The sequence below is a fragment of the Companilactobacillus bobalius genome (assembly GCF_009764355.1).
In genome coordinates, this window is the sequence record NZ_LNUA01000060.1 from 106,246 (window position 1) to 131,971 (window position 25,726).

Sequence of the window (25,726 nt, forward strand, 5' to 3'; positions counted from 1 at the left end):
CCTCCTATTGACCAAAAAAGTTCTTAATATCATTATACCATTCTGTAGCTTTATTTTTAACGTTGTTTACGCCATCTTCAATAGATTTTGTAATATCTTTATTTCCAGAATCATCTTTATCCGCTTGAGCCAAATTGGCAGCATCCTTCACTCCAAAATCAGTACCCTTTGTTTCTGGTAAAATGTTTTCCATCTCATTTTTGAATAAAGCTGCTAGACCATTTTCACTTGTACCTGGTATGAAATGATTTTGATCTGTCTTGTCGAAACCGATCCAACTAGCAACGACTACATCTGGAGTATAACCAATCATCCATTGATCCTTTGTACCGTCGTAGCCCCATGAACGGGGAACTTCGGTACTGCCGGTCTTACCTGCTATTTGATAACCTGAAGGTTTGGCAGCTTTACCAGTTCCCTCATTGTAAACACCAAGCATCATACTTGTCATCTCTTTAGCAGTATTCTTACTAATGATCTGTTTAGTTGAATTATTAGTATTATCGACAATCACAGTTCCGGTTGAATCAACAATTTTAGTAATAAAGTGTGTATTAGCTAGTTTACCTTCATTGGCAAAAGCAGTATAGGCACGAGCCATTTGCATTGGTGAAACACCATTCTCCAAACCACCCAAAGCTAAAGCCAAATTTTGATCATTCTTGTGAATCTTAATTCCAAAATTTTCAACAGAGCTAACACCTTTTTTCACACCAATCTTATCCAATAAAGCTACCGCAGGAACATTTTCACTTTGGATCAAAGCTTTATACATTGGAATTGATTTTTGATATAAACCATCAGCATTAGTTGGCGTATATTTATTTTTACCAAAACTAGTGATTTCATCAGGTAATTCTGAATCATAACTATAGCCATTCTCAATTGCCGGTGTATAAACGGCTAAAGGTTTAATAGTAGAACCTGGCTGTTGTTGCATCTGTGTTGCACGATTATAGCCTCTAAAGGTATGATCGCCACGCCCACCAATAACAGCTAAGACACCACCGGTTTTAGGATCTAAAGCAATTGAAGCACCTTGAATCTTAGTACCATCACTAGCATTAGCTGGGAAGAGATAACTATTACTGAATGAATCCTGCATATTTGTTTGCATCTTTTGATCTAGGGTCGTGTAAATTTTATATCCCTTATTCAAAATATCGTCTTCTTTGAGACCATATTTATTTACAGCCTCAGATATAACAGCATCAAAGAAATATGGATATTTATAAGAACTGCTTTCTGCATAATTATCATTTAAGTAAATTGGTGTATTCTTGTAATATGTAGCTTGTGATGAAGTTAATTTCTTATTTTCAACCATTAAATCCAAAACCAAATTACGTCTAGCTTTCGAATTAGACATACTATCAATCGGATTATAGCTATTAGGAGCTTTTAAGATACCTGCCAAAACAGCACATTCAGCCGGATTTAATTCGGAAGCATTCTTACCAAAATACTTTTCAGAAGCGTCTTGAACCCCCCAAACTCCATTACCAAAATAGGCGTTGTTTAAATACATCGTCAGAATTTCTTTTTTAGAATAAACATGATTAATTTCGATTGATAAAAATAATTCTTCCCCCTTACGAGAAAGTGTCTGCTTCTGTGTTAAAAGTGAATTCTTTGCCAATTGTTGTGTTAGAGTACTACCACCACCGCTAATGCCATGATGTATCAAATAACCTAACGCGGCACGTGCGTAACCTTTAATACTAAAACCAGGGTTAGTCCAGAAAGTACGATCCTCAGTAGAAATTACCGCATTCTGAATATTTTTAGAAATTTTATCGTAACTAACATATGTTCCTTTATTCGCATATAGCTCCCCTGCATCGTCACCATCTTTATCCAAGACTGTCGTTTTAGTCTGCAACGACGACTGCAAGTTTTGTACATTTGAAGTTTTAGCTTTATAAGTCCAAAAACTACTTAAAACTAGTATTGCTGTTAAAACCAATAAGATAATCCAACGGGTAATTTGGAATCTTTTCCAATACTTTTTAATAAAAGACCAAGCAACTAGTAATTTCGGTTTGAGCCAATCCCAAAACCTATTTTCATTATTCATTGTTTAAATACCTCTGTATAAGAACAAATTTTATCACATTATCGACATATTTTTTAATTTACTCATCATTATTTAAGGAGAACCCTTTCAATGTATCAGAAGAAAATCACTTATTATTCAAAACATTACGAAAAATTAACCCTAAGACAACTTCTTAAAAAGTGGTTAATTCCTAAAAAATGGCAACATTTATTCCGCATACAACATGATGTTTTAATTAACGATATCTACCAGTCTTTCAATACCATCGTCAATGACAACGATGTAATTACTTTGAACTTTAACTTCGAGCCTAGAACCGAACAACACTATTTACCTGGTCATGATCCAGTCGATGTTGCTTATGAAGATGATGATATTATTGTCGTTAATAAGCAAGCTGGTAAAAAAACACACCCTAATCTCAAAACTGAAGATGATTCCCTAATGAATGATGTAGAAAATTACTTGCAAAATGCTCATCCCTACATGGTTCATCGTATCGATATGGAAACCTCTGGTTTAGTTTTAATTGCTAAAACGCCCTATTTAGTACCAATCTTCAACCGTCAGTTAAGCAGCAAGACGTTACATCGTCAGTACCTAGCTGTCGTTAAATTAAATCTTCCAATCCCTAATTCCGGTACAATAGATTTGCCTATTGGACAAGATCCCAATGATGTTCGCAAACGTATGATAACTGATGATGGATTAAGGGCTATCACCGAATATGAAGTAATCGAAAAAAATAATAATTTTGCCCTACTCAAGCTCAATTTGCAAACCGGCCGGACTCATCAATTACGGGTTCACTTATCACATATGGGTTGGCCTATTGTCAACGATCCCCTCTACAACTCAGATTCTAAAAATGGTAAACTATTATTGTTTGCTGATAAATTAACTTTTGAGGAACCTTTCACAGGCAATTCAAAAATAATTGAGGCAAAATTATCGAAAGATATGTATAATTTAATATGTGCTTATTTTAAGCAACCAAAAAGCTCATCTAATCCCGACAATTAGATGAGCTCTCTTTTTGTCCAAAAAAGTTTAGGAGTGAAATAACTTTTTTGGTTGGACTGTACTAAAGGATGGACATAATCATTTTTATAATCGCCCCGACAGCAATTAATAAAATATATCCCACCACCAGCTTAGTAACAGCTTTAATTACTAAAGGATATGTCTTTGTCTTTATCTGTTCTTTTAGATAAGGACGTAGATCATCCCATATATTTGGATAAAGCAGTACGAGTAACAGTGTAATGTAAGGTACTACTTTGAGAATTGCCAAAATGGGAATTAGCAGGAAGGCTAAGGCCCAACTAGCTTTGAACAAACTCATAGCATTAGTTCTACCAATCTTGTAGACCAATGTGTGACGACCATTTTTTATATCTGCTTCTAGATCAGAAGTTCCATTGCTGAGCTCTGCACAGAAAAAGGCAAAGGTATTTGGCAAACTTACCAAAATAACAGAAATGGCTGTACTAGAATCAAATTTACCAGTTTCGGCTAACCCTAAGTAAGAGTACGTCACCGGAATCAGTTGGGTAATGGCAATAGCTACCACTGCTTCTCCAAACATTGTGGAGTTAAGTGGCTTGGGACCCGCTGAATACAATAGTCCAATTCCGATACCGACAATACCGAGAACTAAAGTTATCCAACCCGTCTTATAAATTAAGAATGCCCCAATCAATAATGGAAAAATGGCCAAACCGTACATCCATTTTTTAACTATTGCCAATGATTCACGATTAATTCCAATCGTACTAATTTTGCTACGATACTCTTCACTAGTTGAATTACGATAATCCATATAATTATTATGAAAATTAATAAATAAATGAATAAAGAAAACAGCTATGAAACCTAAAATACCGTATACGAAATTGTAAGTTCCATAATTTAGATAGGCAAAGACTATTGCTAATATCAACCACGCTATATCTAGTGTGGTCGTTTTTATCTCTGATAGTTCGCTAAAGAGTTTTCTATCCAAAATTAATTCACCCTACATTTCTTCCGGAGCCTTAACACCAAGAAGTGCTAATGACATTTGTAATACTGTTGAAACTGATTTGACTAAAGCAAGTCTTGCTTTCAATCCTTCATCGTCAGCCAAAATTCTGCTGTGTGCATAGTATTGGTTGAAACTCTTAGCAAGCTTCAAAACATATTTAGCAATAACTGAAGGTTCGTATTCCTTAGCAGCACGTTTTACTACTTCTGGGAAATCTTGAAGCATCTTGATAGTATCCCAAGCTTGATCATCAGCAATAGCTAAATCTTTTGCATCAGAGTAATCAACATTAGCTTTTCTCAAAATACTTAAAGCACGAGCATTTGTGTATTGAACATAAGGACCAGTTTCACCTTCAAAACGAACAACTTCTTCCAAATTGAAGTCAAAACTATCACGACGATCATTCTTCAAATCATGGAAAACAACCGCACCAACACCAACAGCTTCAGCTACGGCATCTTTATCTTTCAAATCTGGATTCTTTTCTTCAATTTGTTTCTTGGCAAGATCAACCGCATCATTTAGAACATTATCTAGCAAGATAACATTACCTTTACGAGTTGAAAGTTTCTTACCACCAGTTGTAATCAAGCCAAATGGAATATAAACAATATCGTCGGCCCAGTCATAACCCATTTTCTTAAGTACAATCTTAAGTTTTGTAAAATGCTCTGCTTGTTCACTACCAACAACATAAAGTGATTTAACAAAATCAAAAGTATCCTTACGATACTTAGCAGCAGCCAAGTCACGAGTAATGTAAAGTGTGGCACCATCAGTCTTCTTGATCAAAGCTGGTGATAAATCATATTGTGACAAGTCAACAATTTCGGCACCGCGACTCTCTTCAAGCAAACCTTTTTCTTCAAGAGTATCAACAATAGCATCCATCTTATCGTTGTAGAAAGATTCACCAGTAAAGTGATCAAACTGAACATCTAGACGATTGTAGATTGTTTGGAATTCTTTCAATGATAATTCTTTGAACCATGACCAAAGAGCAAGAGCTTCTTTGTCACCGTCTTCCATCTTCTTGAACCAAGCACGAGCTTCATCATCAAGTTCAGGTTTTTCTTCAGCTTCTTTATGGAAGCGAACGTAATACTTCAATAGATTATTGATAGGATCAGCTTCAACTTCTTCAACTGAACCCCACATCTTATAACCAACGATCAACTTACCAAATTGTGTTCCCCAGTCACCCAAGTGATTGATCTTAACAGGGTTATAGTTCAATTTAGCAATAATTTTAGCAATTGAATTACCAATTACAGTTGAACGTAAATGACCCATTGACATAGGTTTAGCAATGTTAGGTGATGACATATCGATTGGTACGTTACGTCCCTTACCTTCATCAGCGTTACCATAATTTTCTTTATCATTTAAAATTTCATTTAAGACAGAATTTGAGAAAGCTTTCTTATCTAAGAAGAAGTTAATATAGGCTCCAGTATTAACAACCTTCTCAAAACCAGTTGTTTCAATCTTGCCCACTAAATCCTCAGCAATCATATTTGGTGCTTTATGTAAGGACTTAGCCAAAATAAATGTTGGAAAAGCATAGTCACCAAGATCTGATGTTTTAGGCTTCTCAATTAATTTTGTAACTTGTTCCTCTGTAATTTCGTCAGGTAAAACTTTGACTAAAGCGTCAACTACTTGTTTTTTAAAATCCATATTTTCCTCCTATTAGATAAAAAAAACGCCTCTTCCAATAATATATCCTTATTGAAAGAGACGAGATTTCCCGCGGTACCACTCTAATTGATTAATATCCACTCATTAATTAACATATTCAATTTACATTTTTATTAAGAAAGGATGCGACTTAGTCATTGAAATAGTCAACTTACACCAAAATTTGACCTCGCTTGAAAACAATTAACTAATTAGTCCCTCTTTTGCAAAAACATGATAGCACATAAAATTACCAATAACAATAATTATTATGAATAATATCACATCATTTGATACAAAAAAACGTTGATCTGAAACGACCAACACTTCAAAACTTGTATAAAGCGAACTACGAGAATCGAACTCGCGACACTAGCTTGGGAAGCTGGTATTTTACCATTAAACTAAGTTCGCATGTCACAACTAGTTAATTATACAACATAATATTCCAAAAAGATAAGTTTTATTTAAAATTATCTTGAAAGTTTACAATATAAATTGCTTTTTACATTTCGTTACCATAGAATCAACAGTGATAGTAGATTTATATCAACATATTGTGCATCAAGGAGAAGATTATAATGAAAAAAACATTGGTTACTTTATTAGCCGCTGTTTCATTAATGGGTGGATTTGCCACAGTGGCTACTGGTTGTTCAAATACCAAAAGTACTCAACAAGTAGATCAACACTCTGCAAAGAAGATTACAAAAGATGAAATCAAGGGTCATGATTACGTCGGAGTAAGTAGTGACAACAAGGATGAATACATCACCTTCTTTACTGGCAAAGACAAAAAGAAAGTTCAATTTGTTCGTGTAAATAAAGATGGTTCACAAAAAGTAATCACTGACTTTAAAAAAGCCAAGATTGTTATGAACAAAAAGAATCCTAAGAAATTCAAAATTGATGGTTTCAGAATTATGATGGAACCCGATTTTGATTGGACTTTCGTTAAAGTTGGTAAAACAACAATCAAAACTTCTACTAACAAAAAATGGAAATTATATAACGGAACTCACAAACAAGCTGTGAAAGCCGTACAAAAGAACGCTAAATAGATATATTCAAAAAAGCTGATGGAAAATCCGAAAGGATTCTCTGTCAGCTTTTTTTCACTATACAATTTGTAAATTATGCTTTAAAAACAAAAGAAATGATCCGCGGTTTCAAACTGTGGATCATTTCTTGATTAATAACTAAATTTTATTACGTTAAAATTATGCAGTCTTTAATTTGCTAACTGCCTCTTCAATTGTTTTACCGTTTGCAAAAACTTTTGTATTTGTATCTACAACGGTAAACATTTGAGATTTAGTATTCAAGCTTACTTGATATTTCATTTGTCTACCTCCTAAATAATTTGTTGTTAACTCAACGGATGAAATAAGTATATTACTAATTTTATAAAAAGCAAGCCCTTACATTTATTATTTTTCGTTCAAAAATTTCCCTTATCGGTAGAATTTTTCCTAGAATCTCGATATAATTGAGTCAATAAATAAGGAGAAGATGCAAAATGAAGAACATGTCCAAAAAAGAATATCCGTCGTGGTACCCTCGTAAACGAGGGCATAACACAGTAGAGTTTAATAAACCTGATAAATGGTATGAATGGTCGGCCATTCTTGATATTATCTTTTTTGCGATTTTTTTACTTATAATAAATCACTAACATACAAATATATTTGACACTCAGAAATGAGTGCCTTTTTTATTTATATCATTAGTTCTAGTTCTAATTTTCTAAAAATTGAATACAATTTGTCTTTAATGGAAATTAATCTTTTCATGTAAAGTTTTAGAACACAACATAATTTTTTTGTTCAAAAAAGCCCAAGATAGTAATCATCTTTGATGACCACAACCTTGGGTTATTTTGGTATCTTATTCTCTTTATACGTCATATTGTGTTTCATGAATACCAGCATTCATCAAATCATAAGGCGTCTTCATAGTTGACGAATCCCATGAGGCAATCCCCACAATCATAGAAATAGCCATTGTTGAAAGTGAATCATTAGCCTTAACGTTTTTTTCAAAGCCTTCTTTAATTCGACTAGTAGCAATTCCGGCTCCTTTATCATCTGTATATAATAAAATTGCCCAAGTCGGATCATCACTGTTCAATAGATACGTAATATCGTTGGTACGCGTTTTTTCCTTAATAGAGTCAGTAGTTAATTTAAGCAATAATTTTGTTTGATTAGGGCTCATCATCCTTCTTAAATCATTAAAATAACGAATTTTAATAATAGCCGTTGTAACTGGAATATCAAAACGACGATTAGTTTCCGCAAATACCGCTATATCTTCAATATACGCTACTGTTGTTCTCAAATTCGTCTGCTCATCAAATGCTCCACGTTCAATTAAAGCCGTTCTCAGCTCTCCATTAGACTTTTGAAGGGCTACTTGGTTTTTAGTCATTGAATAAAGTGCCAATGATAAAAATATCGGTATAACCATCCAAAAACTCAACTGCCAAGGAATCCGTGCGGTTTCACTGACATATTGATAAACCATAATGATGGCCTGAATCGCAATGAAAACAATATTAGAAATCAAGCTAGGCAAAATGCCAAAGAAGTAAGTGATCATCAATAACATAACTGTACAGAATAAATAAATTACATTTAACAATATATTACCGGTCAGTGCCATAAGAATCGCCGTGGCACTAAATAAAGAAAGAAAAATTAATAAACCGACATCTTGTAGAAGTGAACTTTTTTCATCATCATTATTGTTTTCCGCCATGCTTACTTCCTCCGTTCAAATGACCTTGCTTTCTAGCAGTCAGAATAACCCCTACTCCAATTAGAATTATTACAATCAAAGCTAATCCCAAATATAGGATCAATTGAGAGTTTTTACTGAAAGTACGTTTATTTTCAAGAGACTTATCAATAGCTTTGTTCTTCTTAAAACGATATCCATAATGGGCATTATTCATATCAACAACTATCGCATCTCCAGTAAACTGTTGAATATTCTTTTGAAAGTTGATCTGTGTTGAAGCTAGATAAACATCTTTAGCATTGCTTCCTGTAACAACTAACATTCCACGTTTGTCATTATATGGTGAACGCATCAATTGAGCCGTTCCAATATTTTTCCCATAATCTTTTTCAATACTTAATTTTTCATTAGAAACAATTCGATTAAAGCTCTTCGAATACTTGAAATAAAGATTAGGATTCAATTTTTTAATCATTGGATTATTTTGAGGTGTACCCAACACAATCACATTACTATTCTTCAAAATACTCTGACTTGGCATTGATTCATAAAATTGAATTTTCCCTGTATTGCTCTTTGCAAAATTGCCAATCAAATTAAAAATATTAGTTAATGTCTTAAAATCATCCGTGTTCAAATTCTTAGGAGCTACCACCGCTATATCATCATAAGTTTCATTATTGATAAACAACGTCGGATAGTTGGTAAATAGCAGATCATTGCTTCGTTGTGACTTCACTAACATTTTTGAATCTGGACTGACTTGTGCCCATGGCGTATTACTATTGTCAGAAGTATCTTGATCTTTCATTTCAAGGTCAAAAGCTGCTCTGACAGTAAAACTACTTCCTAGTGACAATCCACGTGGTAATTTAACAGTCAGCGTATCGTTATTAGCATGAACGGCACTCAATTTCTTACTACCGATCACGGTATTGTTAACGTAAAGTGTTACTAATGATCGATTAAAATTCAAATTCTTACTGTAATTGAAATGTAGTGTTATTTGCGATCCATCGGCGTTTGACCGGTCATTAGGAAGCTGCACTAAATAGCTAGTCTCCTTATGACCAGCACCTTCTATTCGATCGGCTGACGTCGTCAGATAATGTGTGCCGTTGTCATGTAAGGATGAAGTATAAGTATCCGTCGTTTCTTCAACATCCTCACTATCCTTATCAGTTTCTTTCATTAACTCTTCATTAGCAACGAAACGGGCTGCTTTTTCTAACAGCGTCCCCGATTTAGCCGTAACAATCAAATAATGTTTGCCATCAGTATAGTATGTTTTAATAAGAGCCCTATTTTTCAATTGATTAGGATCAATCTGTTTTTTCAATTCATCTGGCAAATGATTATATTTAGCAACCACTAGCATGTAGTCGTTCTTAGCCGCGTTCAACTCTGACGCTTTGACAACCGGAATCTGATCATTTTCAGTCGTAATAATTCGAGATTCACCTGATAAAGCAATCATACTAGCAGTTAATTCTTTAGCTGTTGGATTATCGGCTGTAGCTATTTTAGACCTCTGATAAGCAATCGTATCTTGACCTGAAAAATGAGCATAGAAAGAACTTAATGTATTCTCTGCTTCTTTAAGTTGATACTCAAAATTTATATTTGAACCATTACCAATGGTTAACCAGTTTGCTGGTGTCTGTTGCAATTGATAATTTTTATCTGGCATTTGATCCAAAATCTGGCCATTAATAGTCAAGCGATTACTGCCGCTGACTAGATCTAATGGCACAGTTATCTTTTCAGTTTGAAAGCCTGTTTTATCCTTAGGTCTAAAAGAATAGAATTTTACACCATTCAAAGAGACAGTAATATCAGATGCCTGACGATTAGCTAACTGTGAAATTTGATAATTGAAATTGAAAGTAACTTTTTTCAAATCCCAATAATCCATCTTCGTAAAGTACATATTAGCTTCAACTGATTTACCAGAAAGCGTCGTTATACTATTTTGAAATTGCTGCGTGTAAGTCTGATTGTCCGCCGCCTGTACTGAAGTTGGTTGTAACAAAGTTATTGCGGCAATAAAAATGGCAATCAAAGTCGCCAAGCTATTTATAACGTTTCGTTTTATACCATTTTGCTTGCTTATGAAAGACTTGTTCACGAATATACCCCACCATTCCGTAAGCGGCTACTGCTAGCCACATTTGACTATAGACTAAATACATAAAAATAATTAATAACAGATTACTAAAAGTTAATTCTCCCCGCTCAGTTGTTATCGTTACAAAGGTACTGATAACAAACATCAAAACGGCAAATAACCAAAGATAATTACTGAAACCTTGTAAATTCGAATGAACGATTCCAGCCACTGATAAAACAAAAATTGAATCAGACAAAACTAAAGATGTCATCAACAAGAAATAAATCGTCAAAAAATATAAAAGATCAAAACGAATTGGACGCCCTTTCTTCTGAAAAAGCAACTTAGCATTTTTGATAATAACGTATATATTTCCTTTTACCCAACGGGTACGCTGATGGAACCAGACATCCAAAGTTTGAGGTTCCTGTTCCCAAGTAACTGCTCGTGGTTGAAATTTAATTCTGTAACCCATTTGATAAACTCGAAAACTAATTTCGGTATCCTCAGCCAAAGCTTTAACATCCCAACCACCAACTTTTTCAATCACACTACGACGAATAACATAATTAGTTCCTGGAATCGTACATAGATGGAATAATTGTTGGCGTCCCGCTTGGGCCATCCATTGGAATGAAAGAGTTTCAATATTGATAAAACGTGTCAACAATGTCGCACTCTTATTCCGCGTTCTAAATTTGCCAATTACGGCCGCTAATTTATCATCTGATAACAGTTCTGCTACTAGAATTCGTAAGGCACCGTGCTCGGGTGTATTATCAGCATCATAGATTGAAATAATGCTTCCTTTAGCGCTCTTTAGACCAATATTTAAGGCATTAGACTTACCTTTACCCCCAGTAACCTTATCAGTATTGATGACCTTTAAACGTGCTTCGCCAAATTGATCCTGTAAATTTTTCAGCAAATCAGCTGAGTTATCACTGGAATTATCATTAATAACAATGACTTCATATCTATCCTGTGGATAATCAAAACTCAACAAAGACAAAACAGTTTTAACAATAACAATGCCCTCGTTATGAGCTGGCACCAATATCGATACGAATGGCACTTGTTCTGGTAATTGAGGATCAGGTTTTGTAACGTGTCGTAAATACCATGTATATCCAGCAACAGTCAAAATCAAATTAACTACTAAAGTTCCCCAAATTGAAATAACCGCAATCATCAGAAAAAAATCTAAGACTGAAATAACTATCCCTCCTATCGTTTAAATCGATTCCAATAAACTCTTTGTCCAATAAAAATAAAAATCAAAAGAATTACCATGATAATGACAAAGAAAACGGCCAAAATATTACCTTGGACTTTAAAGTAATTCTTAAATAGTGAATTAGATTTACCATCTGAGAATTGTTTATTCAAATTCAAATTGGTATTCCGAATATCTTCTAACTTACCATTAACTAAATAATCACCATGATTATATTTTAAACTAGTGGTTTCAGTATTGATTTCTGAACTAAAACCTTCTTCTACTGGATTGTACCAACTTAAATGAAGATTTTTAATTTCATTCTCTACATGTTCCAGTTCCTTTTGTGAATACGGCATACTAATTGTTAATGCCGTTGGAATTACAAATGTCGTCGAATTATTCTTTTTCACATTATTGAGCGAAGTTGCCGGCATAGCAAAGAAACTCTGTTTAGCAACCTGTGAATTATTATCCTGATCAATATACGTAACCTTAGTGCCATCTTGCATCAACAACCAGTGATCCGCATACTTTAACGAATTGTTCCGTAAAATTTTATCTTGATTCCAAAAACCAGCCGAACTTATTCCAACTGGAAAGACCTGTTGCCGAGCTAAACTGACAATATACGTCAAAAACTTCTGATTAAGCAATTGACCATCAGTATCCACTCCACTACTTACTTCAGGTGTTTGTAAAAATATGATTCCACCACGATTTTCAATATTTCTCAAAACCGCTGTGAACCGATCGAAAGCTTTCATTTCAGTATTTTCACTCACAGAAGTAGTACTTATGGCAAAGGGAATTTCCATTCTGTAACAAAACTTGCTCAATTCATCCAAAGTTTGTAAATTCGTATATGGGGTTACATTTGTTATCGTCAACAACGGTCGAAACTTTCCCACTCGATTAAATAGTTGAGCAATCATCTGAGTCTGAACAATCAAGCTTAAACCTTTATTTGTAAAAAATGGCAAATAGCCTTGCTTACCATTGATATAACCAAAAGGATAACTTTTTTGATCCGACTGTTGAGTTGACAGCGTTCCTACTTGTTCTGCTCCTTCAGCCTGCTGTGTAATAACGGTAATGCTTTGACTAAACGGCAATAACTCGTGATTAGTATCATTTTTTAAAATAAATTGCTGTTGATAAACTTTCTGAACCTTAATCCCTAATTGATTAGTTTCCGTTTGCGTGAGGTTCTCACCAATATATAGTTTTATACCTGAAAACTTATCCCGATCATTAATAAAGTCTTGATTAATTAATCCAACTTGACGCCAATTAATCATCGTAATAACGCCTAAATATTTCTCATTCAAAGTATTTTTTTTATAATCTGCCTGCGGAATAGTCTTAACTTGTAAACCCATACTAGTTAGACTTCGTTGTAACGCATCAATATTTTTTTTATCATTTTTTACATCATTTTGCGAATCATAAACCAATAAGACTCGATTATTATTCGAAGTTGCCCCTACCGTGTGAGTAAAATTAACCAGTGAGAACAAAATCAACATTAAGGACATTACTAAAGAAAACTTAATTCTTTTATTCACTGACTTCATCCCCCTCAGTATTCCACAATGTGTGATTCATTAAATCAGAAATAAACATCAATAAAGACATATTCAGACTGATCGGCACTAAGAACAAATGCTTGGCTAGGTCAGCATCACCATCACCAACAATAGAAACGATCGGTACAAAGACAACAACTGTCATCAATCCAAATATTAAAAAGAATCGTAAAATTCCCATATAACGTTTGGCCTTAATATCTAAATAGAAGCCGACACTATATACAGCAATAAACCCGACTGCTAACAAACAATCAAAAGCGTATTTACCAGGGAAAAAAGCCCCCAACAGTGAACTATATACCGTGAAGTATTTAACCTGCTCTCCTGGTTTATGACCTGAATTTCTGACAAAATCACCTACAGCACGCGGCTGAACCGCCGTTACGTCCTTAGCTGCCACATCCAACAAATTATTAAACTGTTTTAAATTACCGGCATAATATCGAATAATCCAAGCAAAACCAGTTTTATCCATTAGATGTTTTTTAACATATTTGCTACTAGGATCTAGTGTTGCATAATTTTTAGAATAATAATTTTCATTTCTCATAAGTGCAAATTGTCCATCAACCCCACCATGTTCAATTTTCTTAGTAGGGTCACTCGTTTCCAACAATGTTCCGTGTGAAAATGTTTGAAAGGTGTTAGCACCAACAATTTCTGATCCAATAGACTTGTAGATTCCTATACCTGATATAAGCACTAAAATAATTCCCAGAGCTGTAGCCATTCTTCTAGCCTTAAAATGTGGTAAAAACATGATACCAATTGCCACTACACCAAAACTTAAGGCTAATGGAGCATTTTGCTGCTTATTAGTAATCAGCAAGATAGTCGAAATGAAAAATAAAAAAGTCATTGGCCATCTTCTCGAATAAACATTTCGTGGCAAAGAAAGAATTGAAATATAGCGTGTAGGCCGAGTCAGCAAAAATGAAGACGATCAAAAGTGCCATCACGTAACTCTTAACTTTACGATAAGGACGGACAAAAGCATTAGTTAAAAGATAAATTCCACCCAAATAAAATAAGTAATAGACTAATCCCATAAATCTAATATCAAAAATGGTTCTACTGTAGAATATTTTATTCAGTAACAAAGCTAATTGAATAAATAATGTCTGTGACGATAATACCGATACATTGTTCTCATTGAAATACTGCATAATGCCAAACTTGGTTATCACAAAATCACTGTACTGACTGTAACTAGTTGGCAAACGGTAAATACCGTTACTCAAAATAGAACGATAAAAATCTCCATTATCAGCTAACCCATGAATCGGTGGTATAAATAACAAAATACCGCTAATGATAGCCGCTAAAATTGTTGCCAACAACGCTGGAGAGACAAATTTCGAAAATTTATTCAAACAGTTGTATATAAATTTTTTCAAATACTCACCCTCAATATTTTGCTGCTAATAACGTTGTTAAATTATTGTACGAATAAGCCTCATTCTGATGTTCAATTCCGATACCACCATAAATAGCGGATTTTTTATTTTTCACTTGATATTTCCAAGTTAATTTCATAGCCTTCTGATACATCGCCTTGTTACCTTGTTTAGCAAAAATCATAGCTGCCAAAGCATAACTACCAGCTGAGTGAGAACGACTAACTACATTTCCATTAATGGAATAACTATTATATAGCGTGTTGCGATTTACTTGATCTTGTAACCAATTTAAAGAAACCTGTTTCAACTTACCTATTTCTGACAAGTGAAGTAACGTCTCTAAAGCCTCCGAAGTATTCAAGTCACTATTGCTATAAGTCTTACTACGCCAATTATAGCTAGAAGCATATAGAGGAAAGGCGTCACCTAAATATCCATTTTGAACAACCGCTAACTGCTTTTTGTACATTTTCTTATTCTGCTCAGAAGTTGATTCAAAATACTTTAATGTCGAAAAATCATAGTAAGCTAGCGAACCATCATCGCTAGCCTTCTTTGTCTTAACATCATAGAAACTAGCAATTTTCCCATTGCTCATTGTATTCTTTTGCAACGACATAAATCTTCGTGCGGCTTCATTTTTAAAGGTTTTATTTCCAGTTTGATCAGCATACATTTGTAAGGCTCGAATGATTCTTAAATCATCTAAAGTAGCATTAACATCGAACTTTTTATTAGTCGTGGGTGTATAACGATAACTAAACTGAGATTTTTGATCAAAAGTTTTTTTAGTTGCCTGGTAAAATTCTCTGAATTTTTTATATTGATGTGTATAAGCTAAATATTCCAACCACATACCTGATGATTCTGAAAGTAGTTCATGACCACGTGCAACACTTTTTTTGTAAGATTGTTTCTTGTAATTTGTAAAAATACCTTTTTTAGTCATCATTTTATTTTCAATGAAATGGCGTAGATTTTTTTCATTAGAAATATAGTTACCATAATGGGATCTTTTACTAAAGTTACTGTCACCATTAGGTACTGAGACTTTGTTTTCTTGACTACTACATCCCGTCAAAATGAAAATTGTTAAAATCAACAGAACTGCTTGTAATTTCTTTTTCAAGACTTTCCCCCATTTAATACTAAGTTAATACTTTTAACATCTTTTTTGTATATCTTTTTACTATCATATTTAATTATCTACGATATTTGACGCTATGCCAATTCTTTTAGTATAAATTTATTATGGATTTGAATATTTTTTATTTTTGAAATATTATATTTTCGAAATATCTCTTTTCATCTCTGATATAATCGAATTTAAGGAGGCGCTCTCATGGCTTTGAACATTAATTTAATTAACGGCAAGAATATCCCTATAAATGAAGATACTTATTTGGTGGCTTGGAAATATCAATCATCACTAATGGCAAGCAATGCTGACCACTACTACTTGGATTGTATTTTTAAAGGTGGTTTCGAAGACGGTAAGGTTACTGAAGATGATGAAGAAAATAAGCTTGAAGGTTTAATTAGTGCTGCCGATTGGTTAACAATTGGCAAAGGCAATAATAATTCCATTAAAACTACCGCCATTCTAAGCATTACTAGAGATTAATAGCAATAAAAAAGGTCCCAGCTTACGCTGAGACCTTTTCTGCTCTCTGGGGGGAAAGCAGTAATCAGAATTTTGATTACGCTAAATCTTAACATTAAAAAAAACTGATTTCCAGAAAAACCTATGTAAATAAAAAATTAATTATCCATAGATTGACTAGCTTTTGAAGCTGCTTCCAAAGTATCACAAAAATCTTCTAATCCATCTTCAGAACCCGCCGCACAGGCAGCTTCAAAGTACTTAACTTTATGATCAAGCTTTTCCAAATACTTTTCAGACTGAGCGATTTGACGCATTACTTCATCACGTTGTTTTTTAAACATGGCTAATCTTTGTTCTAAAGTTACATTACCTTCCATCGACATATTAACGAATTCTCGAATTTCTTTCAACGACATTCCTGTCTCTTTAAGACATGAAATAAGATCAACAAAATCCATATCATTTTCAGTAAATTCACGACGACCATTGTCATCACGATGAACAAAGGGCATTAGTCCTTCTTTATCATAGTATCGCAAGGTATAGCTTGAAAGGCCGGTTTTTTCGGCCACTTGTCCAATTGAATAAGCCATTTGAATATTCCCTTCAATATAAATTATTACCTTAAGTATAACCGTATAGTTCATACTTTTATATTACTTTAATAATGAAATAAAAAACTGCAAGTCCACTCATAGTGAACCTGCAGCCTAGATGAAGTGAAACATCACTCCATTTTTATTCGTAATTTAATATTGTGACATGTAAGTATCTCTTTCCCATTGGGAAACTGTTTGTTGATATCTTGCCCATTCGGCATTCTTAGCAGCAAACAAACTATTTGTTAGATCCTTACCAAGTGATTGTTGAACGTATTCATCTTTACGCAAAGCCTTAAGAGCATTGTGTAATGTTGAAGGTAAATCAATGATACCTTCTTCACGACGTTCCTCATCAGACATGTGATAAATATTATCCTTAACTTCTGGCATTAATTCGTAGTTTTGATCAATACCATCTAGTCCAGCATCAAGGATACATGCAATTGCCAAGTATGGATTTGTTGTTGGGTCCACACTTCTAATTTCGATACGTTTTGATTTACCCGAGGCAGCAGGTACTCGAATCAATGGTGAACGGTTCTTACTTGCCCAAGCAATATATGTTGGAGCTTCAAAACCTGGAACTAAACGTTTATATGAGTTAACAGTTGGGTTATTAATAGCGGTTAAAGCACGAGCATGTTTCAAAACACCACTCATAAATTCTTTAGCTGTATCAGATAACATATCATCAGGATCATCAAAGATATTGTTATCACCCTTGAATAATGACATGTTGATATGCATACCTGAACCATTAATACCTTGAACTGGTTTTGGCATAAATGTTGCGTATAAGTTGTTCTTTCTAGCAATTGTCTTAACTACTAGTTTGAATGTTTCAATACTATCTGCAGCTGACAAAGCATCTTGATACTTAAAATCAATTTCTTGTTGTCCAGGGGCAACTTCGTGGTGACTTGCTTCAACTTCAAAGCCCATCTTTTCAAGAACAAGCACAATATCCTTACGAACATTAACACCTAAGTCAACAGGTGAAAAGTCAAAATAACTACCATCATCGTTTAAATGTAAGGTTGGATTACCTTGTTCGTCACGATTGAATAGGAAGAATTCAGGTTCTGAACCAATATTGAAATTAGTGTAACCCATCTTTTCCATTTTCTTAATTACACGTTTAAGGTTAACACGAGGATCACCTTCGAACGGTGTGCCATCTGATTTGTAAATATCACAGATCAAACGAGCTACTTTACCATGTTCTTCTCCCCATGGGAAAACCAACCATGTTGATAGATCTGGGTGTAGTAACATATCACTTTCTTCAATACGAGTAAATCCATCAATTGATGAACCATCAAAAGTAATCTTGTTTGCCAACACTTTATCCAATTGAGAAACAGGAACTTCAACATTTTTGATGATACCGTTAATATCTGTAAACATTAAACAAATAAATTCAACGTTTTCATCATTTACCATTTTTGTAATATCTTCTGCAGTATAATGTTGCATTTTTAGCCACTCCTATTGTATATACCAATTTTTTGTAGACTTTTAATAAACGTTATTAATATAAGGTTTCATTAACAATATGATGATAATACCAATTACATGTTTCAGTGTCAAATATTTATCGCTATATTATTAAAAAAACTAATCAATAATAAGATATACAAATTCTTTTGTATATCAAGATTCTATCACATAATTTAATTTTGCCGAAGAATATATTTGACTTCTGAGTATGAACCAGTTAAATTATAGATACGAACGAAATCAAATATAAAAATAATAATCGTTCGTAATTAATGGAGTGAATAATAAATGCAAGTTTTTGACTATGAAGATATTCAACTAATACCGAACAAATGTATCGTGGACAGTCGCTCAGAATGTGACACAAGTATACAATTTGGACCTAAAACTTTTAAGATTCCAGTAGTACCAGCCAATATGCAAACTATCTTAGATGAAAATTTGGCTGAAAAACTAGCTGAAAATGGTTATTTTTACATCATGCACCGTTTTGAACCAGCAACTAGAATTGATTTTATAAAAGATATGCAACAAAAAAGACTCTTTACTTCTATTAGTGTTGGTATCAAAGAAGATGAATTCAAGTTCATTGACCAACTAAAGGCTCAGAACTTAACTCCTGATTATATTACAATTGACGTTGCACACGGTCATAGTGATCGTGTCATTAAAATGATTAAATACATCAAGCAAAACATTCCAGACAGTTTCCTTATTGCCGGTAATGTCGGTACCCCAGAAGCTGTGCGTGAACTGGAAAATGCTGGAGCTGACGCTACTAAAGTTGGTATTGGGCCTGGTAAAGTTTGTATCACTAAATTAAAAACTGGCTTCGGTACTGGTGGCTGGCAATTAGCTGCTATCAGACTATGCGCTAAAGCTGCTAGCAAACCCATCATTGCTGATGGTGGTGTTAGAAACGACGGTGACATCGCCAAATCAATTCGTTTTGGAGCAAGTATGGTAATGATCGGTTCCCTACTTGCTGGACACGAAGAATCTCCTGGTAAGGTCATCGAAAAAGACGGCCAAAAGTACAAAGCTTACTTTGGATCAGCATCCCAATATCAAAAGGGCGAATATAAAAACGTTGAAGGTAAAAGAATGCTTGTTCCTTATAAAGGTAAGGTAATGGATACTTTAACCGAAATGCAACAAGATCTTCAATCTTCAATTTCTTACGGTGGTGGCAAAGATCTCTTATCACTACGTAAAGTGGATTACGTCATCGTAAAGAACTCAATTTATAATGGTGATGTCTATTAAAATATATCAATATACAAAAAAAGAGGCTGACGACTGGGTGTTCGTCAGCTTCTTTTTTATGAATGGGATAGTTCATGTTCAATTTGACAAGAAAGTTGTCCATCAAACAACTTTCAACTTATCAAATTTATCATTACTGTAACACATTCTATGTTAATTAAACAGTATGAAAACTTTTTAATTTTAAAGATTAATTCTAATTTGATTAATTATTAATTTGTCGAGCGTTAAATTTATGAATTCCATTGTTTCTCTCTTCGAAACCTTCTGTTTTACTAACAATATATCTGGGACGATCATTAACTTGGTCCAAAACTCTACCCAGGTAGCTTCCTAATATACCAATGGATAACATCAACAATCCTAAACTAAATAGTAAGATTGTTACCCCAACAGAAGCAGCATTATAATTTCGACTGGCTATTAAATAACCTAGATAAAAAACACTACTTGCTAAAGGTACAACGGAAAAAATATTAACGAATTGTAGTGGTTTCATCGAAAACGATGTGATTCCATCTAATGCTAATTTAATCATCTTAGAAAGCGGATATTTGGTTTCTCCAGCAATCCTTTCTTGACGATGATATTTCACACTAGTTTGTTTAAAACCAATCCAAGTCACCTGTCCTCTGACGAATGGATCTTTCTCATGTAATTTCATCAATTGGTTAACAGCCTTACGATCCATTAGACGGAAATCACCGGTATCCAAAGGCATATCTATCGTAGCTAATTTTCTGAAAGTCCTATAAAACATCTTAGCAGTGAATTTTTTGAAAATAGTCTCACCATCACGTTGCATTCTTTTACCATAGACGATTTCATACCCTTCATGCCATTTTTCAATCATTTGGGGAATGACTTCGGGAGGATCTTGTAAATCCGCATCCATAACAACGACCGCATCACCTTTGGCATAATTCAGACCAGCTGTGATAGCTATTTGATGACCAAAGTTACGTGAAAATTCTACTAATTTAATACTATTATTTTGAGCCAAGGCTCGTTTGATAATAGGAACTGACTTATCTTTTGAACCATCATCAACAAAAATCAGTTCATACCGTTCTTCTTGTTGCTCAATATAATTAAGTAACGTATCAATGGTTACTTGAATACCGGCCTCTTCATTGAAAACTGGTAATACTATCGATATTAATTGATTCATCGTCAATCATTCCTTTCTAAGCTTATTTATAAATGCTGGATAAATCATATAAGGTACCTGATTGACCAGGGCCACCCATACCGCCGCCCATTGATGGGCTACTTGATTTACCAGATTTCTTCATCTTCTTTAATTGTTTCTTAGTTAATTTCTTCTTACCAGTTGGTTTCTTCATGCCATTTGGTGCACTACCTTTGCCGTTAGGTGCAGCGTTACCTTTTGTACCTGATGGTTTTTTACTTGGTTTAGAACCACTTGGTGGAGTTGAACTCTTTTGTCCAGAAGGTGCTTTACCACTAGGCATCCCACCTTGATTTGAACCTGGATTACCACTATTAGAACTTGGAGCTTTGGCAGATGAACTCTTAGTTTTCGAAGACACTGTTACTGAACTATTTGCTACTTGGTTATTATTAGAACTACTTAATTTAACCTTCTTAGCATGCTTCTTGATCCAACTGACAATTTCATTATTAGAACCACCAGTTTTACCACCAGAATAGTAATACTTCAACTTGCCTTCTTTGACTAACTTCTTAAATTGCTTCAATGTGATAGCTTTATCAGTTCCGTTGAAACCGCCCATTGCCATAACAGCTTTACCTGTTGCAATGATATAAGGGGCAGCAGTACTAGAATCATCAGTTGCAAAAAGATATTCGGCATTACCTTGATGTTTTTCTAAATACTTAAGCAAAGTTGAATCAGTTTGGGAATTACCCATACCGCCACCACCGCCGGCAGAAGATAGCAACGATGGACCTGCACTAGGAATACCATCACTTGAGCCAGCTAAGGTTGGAGTCAATGACCAATAACTAGGTGCCAACATAATTAAAATTAAAGCAATCGTTGGCCAAATACGTTTATTCTTCAATTTAATAGCAATCCAAGGAAGAACGAACAATGGAATCGAAACAATAATTCCGGCAATCAACAAGACCCATGCCAAGGTTGGATAATAATCTGTTAAATACCAAGCTTGTAAAATACTTGTTGAAAGAATTGCCAGTGGCAAAAGCATTGCCCAAAGCGACTTCTCGCGCCACTGTTGAATCATCGTAAAAGTTCCGATTCCGGCTAAAACCGCAATTGCTGGAGCTAGCATGATTGTATAGTAAGGATGGAAGAAACTAGCAACTGAGAAGAATCCGGCCACAGGAACTAACCAACCTACCCAAAGCCAAAGTTCTTTTCTTTGGGCATTGAGTGAATACCATTTTTTCATTTTCGAACCACGGTAGTAAGCAAAACTAGAGATTAGACCAAATAATGCTATTAACAACAACCAACTGATTTGTGGTCCTAATTCTTTTTGGAATAGTCTAAATGGTCCAGCAGTACCAATATTGAAAGCACCACCGCCGGCGCCACCAGTACCTGCACCGCCACCTTTTTGACTATTTCCTCCAGGTTGGCCTTGTCCTTTACCACCTGATGGTATCTTAGGTGCACCATTTGACTTACCTGACTTAGATGGTGGATTTCCCATCTTAGAACTGTTTTTACTCTTAGATCCACTTGGTGGCGTCGGTTGTTTTGAACCAGATTTCTTACTGCTTCCACTTGGTGGAGTCATTGACTTACTACTCTTCTTAGAACTAGACATACCTGGGAAGGCACCACCAGTACCAGTTGTTTGTCCTAATAATCTTTGAGTTCCGTTATAACCGAAGGCTAATTCCAAGGCAGAATTGGTCTCTGAACCACCTTCATAAGGACGACTATTTGAATTAGTCATGTCGACTGACAAGGGCCAAATCAACGTGAAAACAGCTAAGAAAACTGTTGCTATGGATAAATGAACTAACTTCTTTTTCCATTTAACATCACTAGCGATCCAATAGTACAAATATAGTGCGGGTAGAATCATAAAGGCTTGTAACATTTTAATATTGAAAGAAAATCCAATTAAAGCAAAGCCAATCCAAACATAACGCTGTTGTTTGCTTTGAACGGCTTTTTGAACGAACCAAACTGATAGTAACAAGAAGAATACCAATGTAGCATCCATATTGTTAGTTCTCGAATCCGCTACAACAATTGGTGTCAATGTCATGATCAATGCGGCCAAACGAGCTGGAACTTTACCAAAACGTTTTTGGACCATGTTGTAAATCAAATATACTGAACCAATCCCGAATAGAATTGACGGTAAAACAACACTCCATCCATGAACTCCAAAAATTTTGGCACTAATGGTCATAAACCATAATGCTACTGGCGGTTTATCAACGGTTATAAAACCGGCCGGATCAAAACTGGCATACCAGAAATTCTTGAAACTCTTTGTCATACTGACAATTGCTGTTGTATAGAAATTATTAGCTTCACCTGCTTCCCAGATATTCCAGGCATACAGGAAGGCTGCTAAAATTAAAATAGCAATCAACCAATAGTCATACTTAATATTTCTCAATTTATGTAGAAAACTATTATGTTCATTTTTTTGAACACGACTAGATTCTTTTGATTCCATCATCTATCTTCTCCTATCTCTAAAAAGCTATATTGATTAAAAAACAAATGACTGAATAAACTAGAATCGATAATAAAATCGGTTGTAAATTTTTCATCTGTTCAATTCCTTTCTTAACGACAGGAACAAGATTAGACAAACTAACTTAAATTAAGCTTAAATTAAAATTTATGTTTTATACTTATTGGTAGAATTTGTAAAAGGAGATTTTTATGTCAAATAATATTAGAATTTTAGTAGTGGAAGATGACGAGAACTTAGCAAGTAACATTGCCACCTTCTTATCAGATTTTTCTGAAGTTAACATTGAAAGTGACGGTTTAAGTGGGAGGTTTGCCGCTACTGAAAATGTTTACGATCTAATTATTTTAGATATCATGTTGCCTGAAATGAATGGTTACGATGTGTTAAAGAACATCAGAACTGACGGCATCAACACCCCTGTTTTAATTTTAACTGCCAAGGCTGAATTGGATGATAAAGTTCACGGCTTCAATTTGGGAGCAGACGATTACTTAACTAAACCGTTTCATCGTGAAGAATTATTAGTGAGAGTTAAAGCTTTGTTAAAAAGAAGCGGTGTTTTAACTGATGATTCCATCATTAAAATTAATAATTTAGAAGTGAATTTAAATAATCATGAAATTTTAGCCAATCAGCAAAAAATCGAATTAAATGGTAAAGAATATGATTTACTAGTTTATTTATTGCAAAACAAAAATACTATTTTAACCAAAGATCAAATTTTTGAACGTATTTGGGGCTTTGACTCTGATACTTCAATTACAGTCGTCGAAGTTTATATGAGTAATTTACGTAAAAAATTGCGTCCTTCAGGCAACGACAACTTAATCAAAACTATTAGAAATGTTGGGTATATTTTCCAAGATGAAAATGAAATCTAAACAAAGTACTATTACTCGTCGACAACAATTCAAATTATTTCTTTCAATCATGGCCGCCTTTGCTATTCTTTTTTTAACTTTGGGATTAATTATCTTTAATCTCTTCCAATCCTCTACTTATAAAAGTATTGATAAAGATATCAAGATTGAAATGGCTTCCGTCAAAAAACAACCCACTATGAAACAGGACGATTCTCAAATGGGACCTCATGGTCCAAATGATCATTTTGAGGACAAAAAAAAGGAACCCAGTCCTAAGGCTCCCTTCCAAGCTTCAATCTTAGTTTTTAACAATAATGGTAAACTATTAAATAAATCCAGTTTAGGAAATCGGTATTCTATACTAAAAAACATAAAATTAAATAAAAAAGCTCTTAATAAAAAGCAAACTTTACTTGTTAAAAATATGAATTTCCGTTCAATATTAATAAAAGTCTCAAAAAATAATAATAATCCAATGTATGCTGGTCATTATGTTTTGATCATGCAAAATATTGATACGCAAATACAAGCTATGACGAATTTTATTAAAATCTTGTCCCTTACCTTCTTCATTTTCTGGGTAATTGCTTTAGTAGTTTCTTATTTTCTAGCTCGTATCAATATGTTACCTATTGTTAAATCCTGGAAACAACAGACTGAATTCGTTAATGATGCTGCCCACGAATTAAGAACACCTTTAACAATCATTCAGGGTAAATTAGAGTATATGTTGACTCGACCAAATAAAAAGATCATTGACGAAGCTGAATCAATTTCAGTTTCACTCGATGAAGTTAGTCGTCTAAACAATTTGACCAATAATTTGTTAGATTTGGCAAGATTTGATCAGGCCACAACAGAACTGCACTTCGAATATACTCAACCAGAATTCTTTCTTAAAGATCCGATCGAACCTTTCAAAGATATTATTAATTCACAGTCCAAAGTCTTTCAAATCAATCTTTATCACCATCCCACACTCTATTTGGATCGTGATAAAATCAAACAATTATTAATTATTCTCTTAGACAACGCCACTAAGTACACACCTAAAAACGGAACCATCAGGATCTATGATCAAATTGAAGGCTCCAAATATCAATTCATCGTTTCTGATACTGGTGTTGGTATTAGTGACGCTGACAAACAAAGAGTCTTTCATCGCTTTTATAGAGTTGATAAATCACGTAACCAAAGGAGTGGTGGTCACGGACTAGGATTAGCAATTGCTAAACAGATCGTAGAAAATCACCATGGTAGAATTTTTATTCAAGACAACCTTCCACACGGCAGCGAGTTTGTCGTTGAGTTACCAATCAAAAAAAATCATTAAAACAATGTTTCCTTCATTACCTATTCCAAGCAGTATCTATTTAGAGGCGTA

Annotated in this window: 19 protein-coding genes, 1 tRNA gene and 1 pseudogene; 6 read left to right on the top strand and 15 right to left on the bottom strand. The window is 34.3% G+C overall.

Annotation, left to right across the window (positions count from 1 at the left end; genetic code table 11):
- Positions 1-4 precede the first annotated feature (4 nt).
- The gene (locus ATN92_RS14050) at positions 5-2,077 is read right to left on the bottom strand and encodes a PBP1A family penicillin-binding protein (protein WP_056951436.1); all 2,073 of its coding nucleotides are present in this window, start codon (positions 2,075-2,077) and stop codon (positions 5-7) included.
- A gap of 90 nt (positions 2,078-2,167) precedes the next feature.
- Between ATN92_RS14050 and ATN92_RS14055 the strand changes: the two genes are divergently transcribed.
- Positions 2,168-3,082 carry an RluA family pseudouridine synthase gene (locus tag ATN92_RS14055; RefSeq protein WP_082604489.1) on the top strand — a complete coding sequence of 305 codons (915 nt, stop codon included), beginning with the start codon at positions 2,168-2,170 and terminating at the stop codon, positions 3,080-3,082.
- Positions 3,083-3,143: 61 nt separating this feature from the next.
- On the opposite strand, the gene ATN92_RS14060 is transcribed toward ATN92_RS14055, so the two are convergent.
- The 3 genes from ATN92_RS14060 to ATN92_RS14070 all read right to left on the bottom strand — a co-directional run bounded on the left by ATN92_RS14060 (position 3,144) and on the right by ATN92_RS14070 (position 6,182).
- Positions 3,144-4,064: a prenyltransferase gene (locus ATN92_RS14060; RefSeq protein ID WP_056951438.1), complete on the bottom strand. Its 921-nt coding sequence runs from the start codon at positions 4,062-4,064 to the stop codon at positions 3,144-3,146.
- 12 nt (positions 4,065-4,076) lie between these two features.
- On the bottom strand, positions 4,077-5,768 hold the full coding sequence (gene argS / locus ATN92_RS14065) for an arginine--tRNA ligase (protein ID WP_056951439.1): 1,692 nt from the start codon (positions 5,766-5,768) through the stop codon (positions 4,077-4,079).
- A 343-nt stretch (positions 5,769-6,111) separates the two neighbouring features.
- Positions 6,112-6,182 (bottom strand) — tRNA-Gly (locus ATN92_RS14070).
- Positions 6,183-6,349: 167 nt separating this feature from the next.
- Between ATN92_RS14070 and ATN92_RS14075 the strand changes: the two genes are divergently transcribed.
- Positions 6,350-6,829 carry a hypothetical protein gene (locus ATN92_RS14075; RefSeq protein ID WP_056951441.1) on the top strand — a complete coding sequence of 160 codons (480 nt, stop codon included), beginning with the start codon at positions 6,350-6,352 and terminating at the stop codon, positions 6,827-6,829.
- 159 nt (positions 6,830-6,988) lie between these two features.
- Here the strand turns inward: ATN92_RS14075 and ATN92_RS19230 are convergent, their stop codons facing one another.
- The 7 genes and pseudogenes from ATN92_RS19230 to ATN92_RS14105 all read right to left on the bottom strand — a co-directional run bounded on the left by ATN92_RS19230 (position 6,989) and on the right by ATN92_RS14105 (position 15,960).
- Complete coding sequence (locus ATN92_RS19230; protein ID WP_256970563.1) at positions 6,989-7,111, bottom strand: hypothetical protein; 123 nt, start codon at positions 7,109-7,111, stop codon at positions 6,989-6,991.
- A gap of 553 nt (positions 7,112-7,664) precedes the next feature.
- Positions 7,665-8,528, bottom strand: coding sequence for a hypothetical protein (locus ATN92_RS14080; RefSeq protein ID WP_056951443.1), 864 nt, complete (start codon positions 8,526-8,528; stop codon positions 7,665-7,667).
- A complete protein-coding gene (locus tag ATN92_RS14085; RefSeq protein ID WP_087721296.1) occupies positions 8,512-10,644 on the bottom strand; it encodes a cellulose biosynthesis cyclic di-GMP-binding regulatory protein BcsB in 2,133 nt (710 codons plus the stop codon). Before ATN92_RS14085 ends, ATN92_RS14080 begins: the two co-directional genes overlap by 17 nt.
- Positions 10,583-11,812 carry a glycosyltransferase family 2 protein gene (locus ATN92_RS14090; RefSeq protein ID WP_056951446.1) on the bottom strand — a complete coding sequence of 410 codons (1,230 nt, stop codon included), beginning with the start codon at positions 11,810-11,812 and terminating at the stop codon, positions 10,583-10,585. The genes ATN92_RS14085 and ATN92_RS14090 overlap by 62 nt, the downstream gene beginning before the upstream one ends.
- 35 nt (positions 11,813-11,847) lie before the next feature.
- Positions 11,848-13,407, bottom strand: coding sequence for a polysaccharide deacetylase family protein (locus ATN92_RS14095; RefSeq protein ID WP_056951448.1), 1,560 nt, complete (start codon positions 13,405-13,407; stop codon positions 11,848-11,850).
- Positions 13,400-14,828: pseudogene (gene wsfD / locus ATN92_RS19930) on the bottom strand (glycan biosynthesis hexose transferase WsfD). The gene ATN92_RS14095 and the pseudogene wsfD overlap by 8 nt, the downstream one beginning before the upstream one ends.
- 10 nt (positions 14,829-14,838) lie before the next feature.
- Complete coding sequence (locus tag ATN92_RS14105) at positions 14,839-15,960, bottom strand: hypothetical protein (protein ID WP_234032610.1); 1,122 nt, start codon at positions 15,958-15,960, stop codon at positions 14,839-14,841.
- Between the two features lie 213 nt (positions 15,961-16,173).
- Here ATN92_RS14105 and ATN92_RS14110 point away from each other — a divergent pair, with 213 nt between their 5' ends.
- A complete protein-coding gene (locus ATN92_RS14110; RefSeq protein WP_056951451.1) occupies positions 16,174-16,455 on the top strand; it encodes a hypothetical protein in 282 nt (93 codons plus the stop codon).
- Positions 16,456-16,592: 137 nt separating this feature from the next.
- Here ATN92_RS14110 and ATN92_RS14115 read toward each other — a convergent pair whose 3' ends face one another.
- Positions 16,593-17,030 (bottom strand): MerR family transcriptional regulator, encoded by a 438-nt coding sequence (locus ATN92_RS14115; RefSeq protein WP_056951453.1) that lies wholly within the window; start codon positions 17,028-17,030, stop codon positions 16,593-16,595.
- 156 nt (positions 17,031-17,186) lie between these two features.
- Positions 17,187-18,515, bottom strand: coding sequence for a type I glutamate--ammonia ligase (gene glnA, locus ATN92_RS14120; protein WP_056951455.1), 1,329 nt, complete (start codon positions 18,513-18,515; stop codon positions 17,187-17,189).
- 312 nt (positions 18,516-18,827) lie between these two features.
- On the opposite strand from glnA, the gene ATN92_RS14125 reads away from it, so the two are divergent.
- A complete protein-coding gene (locus ATN92_RS14125) occupies positions 18,828-19,805 on the top strand; it encodes a GMP reductase (RefSeq protein ID WP_056951457.1) in 978 nt (325 codons plus the stop codon).
- A gap of 205 nt (positions 19,806-20,010) precedes the next feature.
- On the opposite strand, the gene ATN92_RS14130 is transcribed toward ATN92_RS14125, so the two are convergent.
- Positions 20,011-20,976, bottom strand: coding sequence for a glycosyltransferase family 2 protein (locus ATN92_RS14130; protein ID WP_056951459.1), 966 nt, complete (start codon positions 20,974-20,976; stop codon positions 20,011-20,013).
- A 22-nt stretch (positions 20,977-20,998) separates the two neighbouring features.
- Positions 20,999-23,455, bottom strand: coding sequence for a glycosyltransferase family 39 protein (locus ATN92_RS14135; RefSeq protein WP_411762973.1), 2,457 nt, complete (start codon positions 23,453-23,455; stop codon positions 20,999-21,001).
- A gap of 212 nt (positions 23,456-23,667) precedes the next feature.
- Here ATN92_RS14135 and ATN92_RS14140 point away from each other — a divergent pair, with 212 nt between their 5' ends.
- Together ATN92_RS14140 and ATN92_RS14145 are read left to right on the top strand one after the other, a co-directional pair.
- The gene (locus tag ATN92_RS14140) at positions 23,668-24,360 is read left to right on the top strand and encodes a response regulator transcription factor (RefSeq protein ID WP_056951461.1); all 693 of its coding nucleotides are present in this window, start codon (positions 23,668-23,670) and stop codon (positions 24,358-24,360) included.
- Entirely contained in the window at positions 24,350-25,675 is a 1,326-nt protein-coding gene (locus ATN92_RS14145; protein WP_056951531.1) for a sensor histidine kinase, read from the top strand. The genes ATN92_RS14140 and ATN92_RS14145 overlap by 11 nt, the downstream gene beginning before the upstream one ends.
- The last annotated feature ends 51 nt before the right edge of the window (positions 25,676-25,726 follow it).